Here is a 14,130-nt window from a genome sequence, read left to right on the forward strand (position 1 = left end):
AAACCCCTTTCACAGCATCAGCGCAGCACCCTCAGGCTGATTCCTGCTGGCGTTCGCTGCCTGGCAGTGGCAGCACCTTCCCGCCGGTGTGTTCTTCCACCATGGCTCGCGTCACGGTGAAGGATTTCACGTTTTTGCGTGAAGGCAAGTCGTACATCAGGTCGAGCATCAACTCTTCCACGATTCCGCGCAGCGCCCGGGCGCCGGTTTTGCGCCGGTGCGCCTCGCGGGCAATCGCTACGACCGCGTCGCTTTCAAAATCCAGTTGCACATTGTCCATGCTCAACAGGGTGCGGAACTGCTTGACCAGCGCATCGCGGGGCTCGGTGAGGATCGATTCCAGCGCTTGTTCATCCAGAGGTTCCAGCACAGCGCTCACCGGCATGCGGCCGATGAATTCCGGGATCAAGCCGTACTTCACGAGGTCGTCCGGCTCCAGATGGCGCAGCACCTGGGCAGCTTGCAGGTCGCGATTGGCCTTGTTGCGACCGCGCCCATCACTGCTGGGCACGAAGCCGATCGCATTGCGTCCGAGTCGCTTCTGCACCACGTCATCGAGGCCCACAAAGGCGCCGCCGCAGATGAACAGGATCTGGCTGGTGTCGATCTGGATGCAGTCCTGATAAGGATGCTTGCGACCGCCCTGGGGAGGCACGTTGGCCACGGTGCCTTCCAGCATCTTCAGGAGTGCTTGCTGCACCCCCTCGCCCGACACATCACGGGTGATCGATGGGTTTTCGCTCTTGCGGGCGATCTTGTCGATTTCATCGATGTAGATGATGCCGCGCTGGGCTTGTTCCACATCCATGTCGGCCTTCTGCAGAAGCCGCAGCAGGATGTTTTCGACGTCTTCCCCCACATAGCCGGCTTCGGTGAGGGTGGTGGCGTCGGCTACGGCGAAGGGCACATCCAGGAGTTCTGCCAGGGTCTGGGCTAGCAGGGTCTTGCCGCAGCCGGTGGGACCGATCAGCAGGATGTTGCTCTTGTGAAGGCGGGTGGCGGTCTGTTCGGTTTCGCCCTTGCCATCGCCCTGCCAGGCCAGGCGCTTGTAGTGGTTGTAAACCGCTACGGAAAGCACTTTCTTGGCCGCTTCCTGACCGACCACCTGATGGTCGAGAAAGCTCTTGATCTCCTGTGGTTTGGGGATCGAGGCAAGGGTGGGGGCTGGCTTTGTGCCCTTGCGGGTTCCCTGGGCTGCCTTGCGGGAGGTTTCGCCCCCCTGGCGGGGGTTGCCCTGGGCATCGATCAGTTCTTCATCGAGGATCTCGTTGCAGAGATCAATGCACTCATCACAGATGTACACGCCGGGACCGGCGATCAGCTTGCGGACTTGCTCCTGGGACTTGCCGCAGAAGGAGCACTTCAGATGGGCGTCGAATTTGGCCATCGGGCGCTGGTCGCTTCAAACGGGATAAGTCGGATCGACGGATGGTCGCGGTCCGGATTCCCAGGATCGCCGTGGAGCTGCGCGATGTCAGCCCTCCGTAACGATTCCTCCGTCCGCGAGACTGTCCACCACCCGGTCGATCAATCCGTATTCAACCGCCTCTGCTGGAGAAAGGAAGTAATCGCGGTCTGTATCCTCAGCGATTTTTTCGAGGGGCTGGCCCGTGTGCTCGGCCATCAGACCGTTGAGGGTGTCTTTCAGGAACAGGATCTCCTGGGCTTGGATCTCGATGTCGACAGCCTGGCCTTGGGCGCCACCGAGGGGCTGGTGGATCATGATCCGGGCATTTGGCAGGGCGAGGCGCTTGCCCTTGCAGCCACCGGAGAGCAGGAAGGCGCCCATGGAGGCGGCCAATCCGTAGCAGATGGTCACCACGTCAGGGGCAACCTGCTGCATGGTGTCGTAGATCGCTAGTCCGGCCGTTACCGAGCCACCGGGGGAATTGATGTAGATCTGAATGTCTTTTTCAGGATCCTCAGCTTCTAGGAACAAGAGCTGAGCCACTAGGGCATCGGCAACTTGGTCATCGATTCCAGTTCCCAGAAAGATGATCCGCTCCCGGAGAAGACGCGAATAAATATCGAAAGCCCGCTCGCCTCGACCCGACTGTTCCACCACGGTGGGCAGCACACCAGGGGAGGCCGATGGCATGGCTGAGACGGGGCTGATGCCCCGCCAGTGGTTCTGGATCGGATGGTGGTGACGGGCGTCGATCACGCGGCAGCTGGCGGGTTCCTGTATCAGCTCAATCTATGGGTGCTGATCAGCCGTCGGCGTCCCCATCGGCCTTGGCTTTGCTGGTTTTGGCTTTTGCCGCAGGTTTTTTCTTCTTCTCCTTGGCGGTTACAGCCTCGGAGCTCTCAGGGGCCTTCTCGACCACGGTGTTGTTCTCTTCCAGCCAGCCGAGCAATTTGTCGCGCAGCAGGTCGTCGATCACGGCCTGGCGCAGCCGTGCCGGATCGATGTCGCGTTCACCGGAGAGCTGGCGCTTCACCTCCTTGAGCTTGGCTTCGATTTCTGTGTCCTCCACCTTGAGGTCTTCCGCTTCGGCCAGAGCACTGAGGGCGAGGCTGCGACGGAGGCGCTCTTCGGCTTCGGGTCTGGAGGAGTCCATCAAGGAGCGCACCAGCTCCGGGGTGAACAGGGATTTCACATCCATGCCCTGCTGGGCGAACTGGCCAGCGGTCTGCTCCACCAAGTTGCGCACTTCCTGCTGCACCAGGCTTTCGGGCAGCTCCACCTCCAGCTGCTCCACAAGGGCGGCCAGCAGGGCGTCGTGGCGATTGCTCTTCTGGCGTCGCTCGGCGTCGTCCTTGAGGCGCTTCTCCAGTTCTTCACGCAGCTCCGCCATCGTCTCCTTATCGCTGGCCTGCTTGGCGAAGGCGTCGTCGAGCTCAGGCAGTTCGCGGGTCTTGAGGTCCTTGAGGCTGATCACAAAGCTGGCCTTGCGACCGCGGGCATCCTCTTTGGGGTAATCCTCTGGGAACTGGCAGTCGACGGTTTTCTCATCGCCGATGGCCATGCCGACGATCCCTTCCACGAAGCCCGGGATCATCCGCCCGTCCTCCAGTTCCACATCCATCGAGTCGGCGCTGCCACCCTCGATCTCACTGCCGTCATCGGCATAGGTGCCTTTGAAGCCCACGACGGCCACATCACCGTTGGCGGCGGCCCGGTTGTCCACCGGCACCAACGTGGCCATCTGCTTGCGGGATTGATCCAGCATGTCGTCCACCTGAGCAGGATCAAAGCTGACGGCTTCCGCTTCGGCCTTCAGCCCCTTGGTGGTTTTGAGTTTCGGCACTGGAGCCACGTCGGTTTCGAGCGTGAGCGTGAGGGCCTTGCCGGGGTCAAAAGCTTCCAGCAGGCTCTCAAACCCGCCGGTTAGATCGGGTTGCCCCAGGGCCTCGATCTGTTCTTGTTCGATGGCCTCCCGCCAGACTCCGTCGACGATGGCTTCCAGGGCGGTGGCTCGGATCCGCAGCGGGCCGATCTGTTGCAACAGCACCGCCCGGGGCACCTTGCCTTTACGGAAACCAGGCAGATTGATGCTGCGGCTGAGGCGGGTCACCGCTGCTTCGTAGCTCTCCTTGCAACGCTCCGCAGGAACTGCCACTTCCACCGCCAGGCGGCTGCCCGGACGGGCGGTGGTCTTGACCTTCAGGGACGCGGCGCTCATGCAGGAGTAGTTCGGGCAGCCCAACACTTTATGGAAGCGTCAGTCCGTGGATCGCCACGTATTGTGAGGGCAACGTTTCATCGGATGCTCCAGCCTGGCGCTGCTGCTGGATTCCGATCGTGGCCAGGGGCCAGCGTCGTCATTGCAGTTCTAAAACCCACCGCTTGTCTCCCTCTCCGTCGAACCCCACCGCTTCTCTGCCGCATCGCCCCTTAACCGTCGCCGTGCTCGGTGCCAGTGGTGCAGTGGGACAGGAGCTTTTGCAGCTGCTGGAAGAGCGTGCATTTCCGGTTGGTGAGCTGCGATTGCTTGCTTCAGCCCGTTCCGCTGGAACGACCCAGAGCTGGAAGGGGCAGGAGCATTCGGTTCAGGAAGTGACGGCTGCCTCCTTCGAAGGGGTGGACCTGGTGCTCGCCTCTGCTGGTGGTTCGGTGTCGCGTCAATGGCGCCAGGCGATTACTCAGGCCGGCGCCCTGATGGTGGACAACTCCAGCGCCTTTCGCATGGAGGACGGTGTGCCGCTAGTGGTGCCTGAGGTGAATCCGAAGGCGGCCTTCCAGCATCAGGGCGTCATCGCCAATCCCAACTGCACCACGATCCTGCTCACCCTCGCGCTCGCTCCCCTGGCAGCGAAACGACCCATGCGTCGTGTTGTGGTGAGCACCTATCAGTCGGCCAGCGGTGCCGGTGCCCGGGCCATGGAAGAACTGCAGACCCTCAGTCGTGTGGTGTTGGACGGAGGTGAAGCCAAGAGTGAAGTGCTGCCCCATTCCCTCGCCTTCAACCTCTTTCTCCACAACTCGCCGCTGCAAGCCAACAGCTACTGCGAAGAGGAGATGAAGATGGTCAATGAGACCCGCAAGATCATGGATCTCCCTGAGTTGCGTTTCACGGCCACCTGCGTTCGCGTGCCCGTGCTGCGTGCCCACTCAGAAGCGGTGAATGTGGAGTTTGAGCAGCCGTTCCCGGTGGACGAGGCCCGTGCTCTCCTGGCGGCAGCTCCTGGGGTCGAGCTGATTGAGCAGCCCGAGTGCAACCGTTTCCCGATGCCCACAGATGTGACCGGCCGCGATCCCGTGGCGGTGGGTCGGATCCGTCAGGACATCAGTGATCCCAACGCCCTGGAGTTCTGGCTCTGCGGTGACCAGATCCGCAAGGGCGCGGCCCTCAACGCGATCCAGATTGCCGAACTGCTGATCAACGCATGAGCCTCTCCGCAGCCCTCTCCCCCACCCCCTTCGGCCGTCTGCTCACGGCGATGGTCACTCCGTTCGATGCCGACGGCCGGGTTGACCTGGCCTTGGCCGGTCGTCTCGCCCGCCATCTCGTGGACGAGGGATCCGATGGTCTTGTGGTGTGCGGCACCACGGGTGAATCCCCCACCTTGAGCTGGCAGGAGCAGGTGCAGCTGCTGGAGGCCGTGCGTCAGGCGGTGGGCTCTGGGGTGAAGGTGCTGGCGGGCACCGGCAGTAACAGCACCGCCGAGGCGGTGGAGGCCACCCGAGAGGCGGCGGCTGCCGGGGCCAATGGTGCCTTGGTGGTGGTGCCTTACTACAACAAGCCTCCTCAGGAGGGGCTGGAGGCCCATTTCCGGGCCGTGGCCGAGGCTGCCCCCGAGTTGCCGTTGATGCTTTACAACATCCCCGGTCGCACCGGCTGTTCGATGGCGCCGTCCACGGTGGCTCGACTCATGGATTGCGCCAACGTCGTGAGCTTCAAGGCCGCCAGTGGCAGCACCGATGAGGTGAGCCAGCTGCGCCTGAGTTGCGGTGCCCGGCTTGCCGTCTACAGCGGGGATGACGCCTTGACGCTGCCGATGCTGGCCGTCGGTGCCGTCGGCGTGGTCAGCGTGGCCAGTCACCTGGTGGGCCGGCGCCTGCGCGCCATGATCGAAGCCCAGCTCAGTGGCCGCAATGCCGAGGCCCTCGGCCTGCATGAACAGTTGCTCCCTTTGTTCCGGGCTCTGTTCGCCACCACGAATCCGATTCCGGTGAAAGCCGCCCTTGAGGCCAGTGGTTGGCCCGTTGGAGCCCCCCGTCTTCCCCTTGTTCCCCTCGAGACCGCCATGCGCGATGACCTGATCCAAGCCCTGTCTGCCCTGCGTCAGACCTGACGCCACGGCTGGCCGGCGATCACGCCTTTGTTCTTCGATTCATCTGACATTCATGACTGCTTCGATCTCTACGTCCCGCAATGGCGCGACCGCCGCCCAGGAGCCCTGTCTGCGCGTGATTCCCCTCGGGGGACTGCACGAGATCGGCAAGAACACTTGCGTGTTCGAGTATGGCGATGACCTGATGCTGGTGGATGCCGGCCTGGCCTTTCCGAGCGATGGCATGCACGGCGTGAATGTGGTGCTGCCCGACACCAGTTTCCTGCGCCAGAACCAGAAACGGATCCGGGGCATGATCGTGACCCACGGCCATGAAGACCACATCGGTGGCATTGCCCACCACCTCAAGCACTTCAACATCCCGGTGATCTACGGGCCCCGGCTGGCCCTATCGATGCTCACCGGAAAGATGGATGAGGCAGGTGTGAGCGATCGCACCACCCTGCAGACCGTCGGTCCCCGTGATGTGGTGCGAGTCGGTCAGCATTTCTCAGTGGAGTTCATCCGCAACACCCACTCGATGGCCGACAGCTTCTCGCTGGCGATCACAACTCCTGTGGGCACGATCATCTTCACGGGCGACTTCAAGTTCGATCACACCCCAGTGGATGGGGAGCATTTCGACCTGGCCCGTCTCGCTCATCACGGCGACAACGGCGTGCTGTGCCTGTTCAGCGATTCCACCAATGCTGAGGTGCCTGGATTCTGCCCGCCGGAGCGTTCGGTCTTCCCCAACCTGGATCGTCACATGGCCCAGGCGGAGGGTCGGGTCATCGTCACCACCTTCGCCAGTTCGATTCACCGGGTGTCGATGATTCTGGAGTTGGCTCTCAAGAACGGCCGCAAGGTGGGTTTGCTTGGCCGATCCATGCTGAACGTGATCGCGAAGGCGCGGGAGCTCGGCTACATGCGCGCTCCGGATGATCTGTTTGTGCCGATCAAGCAGATCAATGATGTGCCCGATCGCGAAACCCTGCTGCTGATGACCGGCAGCCAGGGGGAACCGCTGGCTGCCCTGAGCCGGATTTCCCGTGGTGAGCACCCTCAGGTGAAGGTGAAAACCACCGACACGATCATCTTCTCGGCCAGCCCGATTCCTGGAAACACGATCTCCGTGGTCAACACGATCGACCGCCTGATGATGCTTGGGGCGAAGGTGGTCTACGGCAAGGGCGAGGGCATTCACGTGTCGGGCCATGGCTTCCAGGAAGACCAGAAGTTGATGCTGGCGCTCACCAGGCCCAAGTTCTTCGTGCCGGTGCACGGTGAGCACCGCATGCTCGTCTGCCACGCCAAGACCGGTCACTCCATGGGTGTGCCGGAAGACAACACCTTGATCATTGAGAACGGTGATGTGGTCGAACTCACGGCTGAGTCGATCCGCAAGGGTGATCCGGTCAAGGCCGGTATTGAGCTGCTCGATCAGTCGCGCAACGGCATTGTTGATGCTCGTGTGCTGAAGGAGCGACAGCAGCTCGCGGAAGACGGCATCGTGACGATCCTGGCGGCGATCAGCACCGATGGGGCCATGGTCGCTCCCCCTCGGGTGAATCTGCGTGGTGTGGTGACCACCGCGGATGCCCGCAAGATGTCGCTCTGGACCGAGCGGGAAATCAGCTGGGTTCTGGAGAACCGCTGGAAGCAGCTCACTCGCAACACCGGCGGCAAGGCCCCTGAAGTGGATTGGATGGGTGTGCAGCGCGAGGTTGAGGTGGGCCTGGGCCGGCGTATGCGCCGCGAGTTGCAGGTGGAGCCTTTGATTCTTTGCTTGGTGCAGCCCGCTCCCGGTGGCACACCGGTGTACAAGGGCCGCGCCGATGCCGAGCCTGATGATCGTCCGGCACCACGGGGCCGCGGCGGCCGTGGCGGTCACGGTGGTGGTGGCCATCACGGCCAAGGGCGTCGCGACCGCGACCGCGCTCCTGCCCCCGTCAAGGCGGTACCGGCTCCTGCAGCTGCGGGCCAGTCAGCTCCAGCGGAGTCGACTCCGGCATCCACTGCCGAGAAGGCTGTCACTACTCAGGCTGTTGCCAGCAAGGCTGCTGTTGCGACCAAGGCGGTGGCGACCAAGCCAGAGCCGGATCAGGAGATGCCGGCCGGTCGCACCCGCCGCCGCCGTTCGGCGGCGGCCTGAGGGCCGATCAAGACTCAGATCTTCCGCAGTGAGTCGGTCTTGCTGCGGAAGGTGTTGAGCAGCAGCTGCAGATAGCTGACGCTACGCAGCTTGATATTGGCGGTGAGCGACATGCCCACCTGCAAGGGCAGGCTGGTGCCGTTCTTCAGCTTGAGTTGCTGGCTGTCGAGCTTGATCGTGGCCGGGAAGCGGTACTCCTGGCGGCCCTTCTGGGCGTCGGGGGCGAGGGCGTCCGATCCCACCGACGCCACACTGCCTTCCAGCACGCCGAAATCGGTGGCAGGGAAGGAATCAATGCTGATCTCGGCTGGTTGGCCCTTGCGCACGAAACCGATCTTGCTGCTGGGGATTTCCACATCGGCCTCGAGGGTGTTGAACGGCACCACCTTCAGGGCTGGTTCGCCAGTTTGGGCCACAAAGCCTGGCGTGGTGAGTTTGAGATCGAACACCACTCCATCGACCGGGGCCCGCAGGGACTGGTAGCCAAGGGTCACCTCCGCCTGGGTGATCTGGGAGCGCAGCTGGGCCAGGTCGCTGCGCAGGCCAGCGGTTTCGGCATTGATCTGTTCGATCTGCTGGTCAAGCACGCTTTGTTGGCGCCGGCCTTCAACAATCTCCTTGTTAACGCTGCCGCGCAGTTCCTCCACCTTGTTTTGTTGCTGCAGGTACTGCAGTTCTGAGGAGGCGCCTTCTTTGGCCAGTTTGGAGAGACGACTCAGGATCTTGTCTTCGAGGGCAAGACGGGCCTGGAGGCTGCTGATCTGCTCACGGTTGATCTCGTTGCTCCGTGCCTTCTCCTGTTGCTTGAGCAGCAGTTGCTGTTGCTTCTGGGAGAGCTGCTGCTGCTTGAGGCGCTGGGATTCCTGGAGCGACTTCAGTTCTTGGCTGCTGCTCTTCTGATCGAGCTCGATCAGCACCTGGCCTTTCTTCACTCGTTCGCCACCCTTCACCAGGATTGCCTTGACCACACCTCCGGACGGGATCTGAAGGTCTTTGACGTTGCCGACAGGCTCGAGTTTGCCCTGGGCTACCACCACCTCTTCGGTGCGGGCGATCGCCAGCCAGCCGATGCCGATCAACGTGGTGCCGACCAACCCCCAGGTGACGGAGCGCAGCCAGATGCGGTCCTGCTGAAGCACCGATTCGTTGTGGGTGAGGGAACCGGCACGACGCTCGAGCTGATCCTGAGCCTTGCGGATCAAACCACCGATCGGGTTATTGGATTGGAACGGACTCATCTCAACCGGCCTCCTGCTGGCGATACAGCGCGTAGTAACGACCCCGACGTTCCATCAGTTCGTCGTGACTGCCCACCTCGGCCACCACGCCCAGGTGCATGACCACGATCAGGTCAGCCCGGCGCACGGTGGCGAGGCGGTGGGTGATGAAGAAAACGGTGCAGTCCTGCAGAGCTCCGACGAGGTTGTCGCAGACCCTTCGCTCGGTTTCGTAGTCGAGGGCGCTGGTGGCTTCATCCATCACCAGTAGCTTGGGGTTGCTCAGCAGGGTGCGGGCGATGGCGATCCGTTGCCGCTGTCCGCCGCTGAGGGAGGCTCCGCGTTCACCCACGGGGGTGCTGTAGCCATTGGGCAGACCCATGATGAAGTCGTGTGCATCGGCCAGCTTTGCGGCCATCACGATTTCGTCGCTGCCGGCATCGGGCTGGGTGAGCGCAATGTTGTCGCTGATCGAGCCAGAGAACAGCAGGGGGTCCTGGGGCACGATGCCGATTTGGCGGCGCAGGGAGTACAGCTCCACCTTGTCGATGTCGTAGCCATCGATCAGGATCCGACCCTCCTCGGGGGCGTACAGGCGGGGCAGCAATTTCATCAGGGTGCTCTTGCCGCTGCCGCTCTGGCCGACGATGCCCACAAAGGTGCCCGCCTTCACGTGCAGGTTCACGTCTTTGAGCACCGGATCCATGTCGGGACGGAAACGGAAGCTGAGGTTTTCGAAGCTCACGTCCCCCTCGATCGGAGGCAGGGGCACCTTGGCCTTGTCGAGTGCGTCGGATTCCTGGGGGGTGTCGATCACATCGGCGAGACGTTCGAAGCTCACCTTGAGCTCCTGGATGCTTTGCCAGATGCTGGATAGGCGCAACAGCGGCTGGGTCACGTAGCCGGAGATGATCCGGAAGGCGATCAGCTGGCCGAGGGTGAGTTCTCCGCTCAGCACCAGGGTGGCGCCGACCCAGAGCACCAGCAGCTGCGAGAGCTTTTGCAGCACCTGGGAGGTCTGGTTGAGGACGGTGCCGCTGATCGTTTTCTCGAACGAGCGGTTGATGTAGGTGGCATACAGCTCCTGCCAGGAGAAGCGACTCACCATCTCCACGTTTTGGCTCTTCACGGTCTGAATGCCGGTGAGCACTTCCACAAGATGGCTCTGGGTCTTGGCGTTGGCCTCTGCGGCTTGGCGGTACTGACGGCGGAATAAAGGCGCGCCGATCAGGGTGAGAGCGATCTGAATCGGCAGCACCGCCAGGGCAATCAGGGTGAGCAGCCAGCTGTAGACAACCATCACCACGATGTAGATCACCGAGAAGGCGGCATCGAGAAGCGTGGTGAGTGCCTGACCGGTCAGGAAGTTGCGGATCTTTTCGAGCTCGCTGATCCGGGAGCCCAGTTCACCGACGGGGCGTTTGTCGAAGTAGCCGAGGGGTAAACGGAGCAGGTGATCGATCACTTCGGCGCCGAGGCGTTGATCGATGCGGTTGGTCGTTTCCGAGAACAGGAAGGTCTTGAGGCTGCCGAGCACTCCCTCCAGCAAGGTCACGGCCACGAGGGCAATCCCCAGCACCTGGAGGGTGTCGAGGCTGCGCTGGCTGATCACCTTGTCGATGATCACCTGGATCAGCAGGGGGTTGGCCAGGGCAAAGAGTTGCACCACGAAGCTGGCGATCAGCACCTGCACGAGCACGCCGCGGTAGCGGCGCAGGGCCGGCCAGAACCAGGAAGGTCCGAAGCTCTGGTTGAGGGTGGCGTTGGAGCGCTCCAGCAGCAGCACATCGAGGCCCTCGGGGAAGGCGTCGTCCAGTTGCTCGGGAGCCAGTTCAACGATGCCGTCCCGGGGGGAGGCGAGGACGAGGCCGCTTTGGTTGCTGCGTGCCACCAGGGCGAAGCTGTCTCCCCAGGGCACCAGGGTGGGAGTCTGCAGGCGGGTCCCCATGGCGGCGGCAACCCGGGCACCGGACACATGCAAGCCAAGGCCTGCGGCGATCTGGCCGCAGAGCCGCAGATTTGGTTCCTGCCCGCGGCGCGTCATCTCCCGCAGCACCTTTTCGATCGCATCGCGGCGGAAGGGCAGCTTCATGAGTTGCGCCAACATCTGGAAGCAGGCCAGGGTTTCCTGGAGCACGCCTTCGGCGCGGATCAGGCGCAACTGATCGAGCAGGTCGGCATCGGGACTGAAGCGGCTGACCGGTGCTGGACCAGCGGGAGTGGGGACCCGTGCACTGTCTGCCGCTTCTGTCGTCGTGGCAGTGAGCTCGACGCTGCTGGCTGTTGCTTCGGCGCCCTGCGGTTCGCTGCTGGTGATCTGCTCAACAAGAGCCGTTGGCAAGCTGATGAGGCGTGCGGGGAACGGTTGACTGGCCGGCGGCAGTGCCGATGGATTCAGGCGTTCACCTGGGGTGCAACCGGCCCAGGCGGAGGTCAGAAACACCTGGCGGTTCGATGTTTCTGCCTCTTGGATTGCTGCTGCATCGAGAGGCACCCTTCGGGCTTCCCGCAGGGCCTCTTGGAGCAGTTGCAGGGAGGTGTGGTCGGCCCGGGCGTTGCGCTCCTGCAGATCCTGAATCAGAGCGGTGGTTTCCGAGGCCCAGAGCTGGGTATCACACCAGCGGCGGAAGCTGTCTTCCTCTTGATAGAGCTCGGCCCAGAGTTCATCGCTGATCGCTGCCGCGGTGAGTGAATCACTGGCGATCAGGTTTTCGACACCCCGACCATTCATCAGGCTCGCAGCACCCAGCACAGCACCGGGCTCAAACTTGCCGAGGGACAGAAGGCGACCTTGATCCTGGCCGACGAGTCGTGCGCGGCCCTGGATCAGGATCAGCACCCGCCCCGGAATGACGCCGGGTTCCACCAGTTGCTGACCAAGCTCAAACGAGAGCAGTTGGGCCTGTTGCAGCACACGCTCCTGGGCGGCTTTGCTCAGGCAGCGGATCGCTTCCTGCCGGATCAGCTGGCCAACGGGTGTCTGGGTCATGACGCAGAAGAACCGCCGCTGTTGGCCTCAAGCGCGCCCAATGTACGGGAGGTTTCCTGCTTCACCCACTCCTGAAGCAATTCCATGCTCATTTGATCGGCCATCCGTTCATCGAACGTGGCTGGTGCGAAGCGTTCGAGCCGGGCAACCACCCACCAGCGGTCCACGCTGAAGGGTTCGAGCAGGGTACCTGGCTTGGCGGCTCGCAATTTCTCCGAGAGCGCTGGATGGGATTGATTCAGGGGCACCGGCCCCACGACGCCGTTGGTGTTGCGCTCTGTGCCTTGAGAGAAGCGTGCTGCCAACTCGCGGAAATCGGCTTCTCCATGGGCGATGCGCAGGTAGAGCTCCTGAGCCTGGGAGCGGCTGTTCAGCCGAAGAAGGCTGTAAACCACACGGTCCAACCGGTTTTTTTCCACGAGGAAACGGGCTTCGGCTTTGGCGCCGAACTGTTCGCGGGCGAGACGACTCATGCGCAGTGGTCGTTCGATCACGTCGCTGGGCACGGCGTCGGCGGTGATCCCCTGCTGACGGGCGTAGGCCTCTGTTGCAGCCGCCAGCGCTTCAGGGTCCGGCTGGATGTCTCGGATCAGTTCGCTAACCAGCATCCGTTCGATCAGGGCTTCGAGCAGGTTGTGCTCGCGGAGGAGATCGAGCCCCGCACCACCGATCAGTAGCTGCAGATCGGGAAGGGTTGGGTTAAGCACGCCAGAGTCGGATCTGGGCGAACAATACTCAGCACAATCGGTCTTGCTTGCGATGGGTCGCGTGCAGCCACCCTTGATCTTGTTGCTGGGGATGCATCGCAGCGGCACCTCCCTGTTGGCGGGTCTCCTGCAGCGGTTGGGGGTGGCGCTGCCCGGCACCTTGATCGCCGCAGATGCCCACAACCCCTCGGGGTATTTCGAGTGGCGGGAGGTGGTGGATCTGCAGGAGCAGTTGCTGGTGGATCTGGAGCGCTGGTGGCCCGCGGCGGAGGGATTGCGTCCCTTGCCGGAGGGCTGGCTCGACCATCCAGCAACACGAGCGGCAGCCGCGCAGTTGCAGCATTTGCTCAGTGCGGAACAGGCGCGCCAGCAGGGCCCATGGCTGATCAAGGATCCACGGAGCTCACGGCTGCTGCCTCTCTGGCTTGGGTTGGCTGAGGCCCTGGAGCTGCCTCTGCACCTGGTGCTGTCGATCCGAGATCCGGCGGAGGTGGTCACGTCACTCATGCGTCGCGATCGGGTGGCGACGGGGATGGATGCGTTGCGCGCCCAGCGGCTTTGGTGGTTGCACAACCAGGAGGTGCTGGCGGCACTGCCGCCAGGCCAGGCTCTGACGCTCGTTGATTACAGCGCTTGGTTCAGCTCTCCGGAGCAGCAGCTGGAGCGCCTGCTGACGGCTCTACCCGACCTTCAGCCAAGGGAGGAGCAACGCTTGCAGGCCCTGGCGCTGATCGATCCACGCCTGCAGCGCAGTGGACGCACGCCGCTCCAAGTCAGGGCTCTGGATGAACCGGTTGAGGTGGGGTATCGCCGTTTGCAGGCAGGGGCGCGGTCGCTGGAGGCCTGGCCTGGGGCAAGGATTCCGTCGCTGGAGCAGCAGGATCCAGAGCTTGCTGCTGGCGATCTGGCCGATCCCCATGGTTGGCGAGACTGGTGCGACCGTCATCACAGCTGGCCAGCCCCCCGCCGCCATCCGCCCTTGCCTGTGGGCAATTGTTTGCATGTGCAGGTGCTAGGGCGTTCCCGCTGGAAACCGCGCCTTGGACGCTGGCTCAGACGGTTGCCGCTCAGCGTTTGCCCTGAGGCATCAACGCGGCGGATAGCCCTGAACTTTTCCGTGCCCGCTCCAGCAGCGGCGCAGCAGTGGCAGCAACAACTGGCGCAGGCGGAGCTGATCTGGGACCCGGATCCGTCCCGGGTGCGGCTGCTGCGCGCCCTTGGTTATCCCGCCTATTGGTTGGATCCAGCGGCTCCGCCTCACCGATGTCCGCGTCGATCTCTTAGGCCGTTCTTTAAGTCAAAGGGCCATTGATTCTTCAGAATCCCCAGGAGCGAACCGGGCTT

General features: G+C 62.9%; 10 protein-coding genes. 4 read left to right on the forward strand and 6 right to left on the reverse strand.

Annotation, left to right across the window (positions count from 1 at the left end):
• Nucleotides 1-31: 31 nt before the first annotated feature.
• From clpX to tig, 3 genes are all read right to left on the reverse strand, one after another.
• Nucleotides 32-1,387, reverse strand: coding sequence for an ATP-dependent protease ATP-binding subunit ClpX (clpX, locus tag CWE16_RS01745; protein ID WP_131592455.1), 1,356 nt, complete (start codon nt 1,385-1,387; stop codon nt 32-34).
• Between the two features lie 87 nt (nt 1,388-1,474).
• Nucleotides 1,475-2,164 (reverse strand): ATP-dependent Clp endopeptidase proteolytic subunit ClpP, encoded by a 690-nt coding sequence (gene clpP, locus CWE16_RS01750; protein WP_131592456.1) that lies wholly within the window; start codon nt 2,162-2,164, stop codon nt 1,475-1,477.
• Between the two features lie 46 nt (nt 2,165-2,210).
• Entirely contained in the window at nt 2,211-3,626 is a 1,416-nt protein-coding gene (gene tig / locus CWE16_RS01755) for a trigger factor (RefSeq protein ID WP_131592457.1), read from the reverse strand.
• Between the two features lie 224 nt (nt 3,627-3,850).
• On the opposite strand from tig, the gene CWE16_RS01760 reads away from it, so the two are divergent.
• Genes CWE16_RS01760 through CWE16_RS01770 form a run of 3 tightly spaced genes read left to right on the forward strand, consistent with a single transcriptional unit; the run spans nt 3,851 to nt 7,873 of the window.
• Nucleotides 3,851-4,834, forward strand: a complete 984-nt coding sequence (locus CWE16_RS01760; protein ID WP_131593000.1) for an aspartate-semialdehyde dehydrogenase — start codon at nt 3,851-3,853, stop codon at nt 4,832-4,834.
• Entirely contained in the window at nt 4,831-5,739 is a 909-nt protein-coding gene (dapA, locus tag CWE16_RS01765; protein ID WP_131592458.1) for a 4-hydroxy-tetrahydrodipicolinate synthase, read from the forward strand. Before CWE16_RS01760 ends, dapA begins: the two co-directional genes overlap by 4 nt.
• Before the next feature lie 52 nt (nt 5,740-5,791).
• Nucleotides 5,792-7,873, forward strand: coding sequence for a ribonuclease J (locus CWE16_RS01770; protein WP_131592459.1), 2,082 nt, complete (start codon nt 5,792-5,794; stop codon nt 7,871-7,873).
• A 14-nt stretch (nt 7,874-7,887) separates the two neighbouring features.
• On the opposite strand, the gene CWE16_RS01775 is transcribed toward CWE16_RS01770, so the two are convergent.
• Genes CWE16_RS01775 through CWE16_RS01785 form a run of 3 tightly spaced genes read right to left on the reverse strand, consistent with a single transcriptional unit; the run spans nt 7,888 to nt 12,786 of the window.
• On the reverse strand, nt 7,888-9,111 hold the full coding sequence (locus tag CWE16_RS01775) for an HlyD family secretion protein (RefSeq protein WP_131592460.1): 1,224 nt from the start codon (nt 9,109-9,111) through the stop codon (nt 7,888-7,890).
• A gap of 1 nt (nt 9,112) precedes the next feature.
• A complete protein-coding gene (locus tag CWE16_RS01780; RefSeq protein ID WP_131592461.1) occupies nt 9,113-12,079 on the reverse strand; it encodes an ABC transporter transmembrane domain-containing protein in 2,967 nt (988 codons plus the stop codon).
• Entirely contained in the window at nt 12,076-12,786 is a 711-nt protein-coding gene (locus tag CWE16_RS01785; protein ID WP_131592462.1) for a peptidylprolyl isomerase, read from the reverse strand. The genes CWE16_RS01780 and CWE16_RS01785 overlap by 4 nt, the downstream gene beginning before the upstream one ends.
• A gap of 52 nt (nt 12,787-12,838) precedes the next feature.
• Here CWE16_RS01785 and CWE16_RS01790 point away from each other — a divergent pair, with 52 nt between their 5' ends.
• The gene (locus CWE16_RS01790) at nt 12,839-14,098 is read left to right on the forward strand and encodes a sulfotransferase family protein (RefSeq protein ID WP_161567552.1); all 1,260 of its coding nucleotides are present in this window, start codon (nt 12,839-12,841) and stop codon (nt 14,096-14,098) included.
• The last annotated feature ends 32 nt before the right edge of the window (nt 14,099-14,130 follow it).

Source organism: Synechococcus sp. BS55D (genome assembly GCF_004332415.1).
Classification (GTDB): domain Bacteria; phylum Cyanobacteriota; class Cyanobacteriia; order PCC-6307; family Cyanobiaceae; genus Synechococcus_C.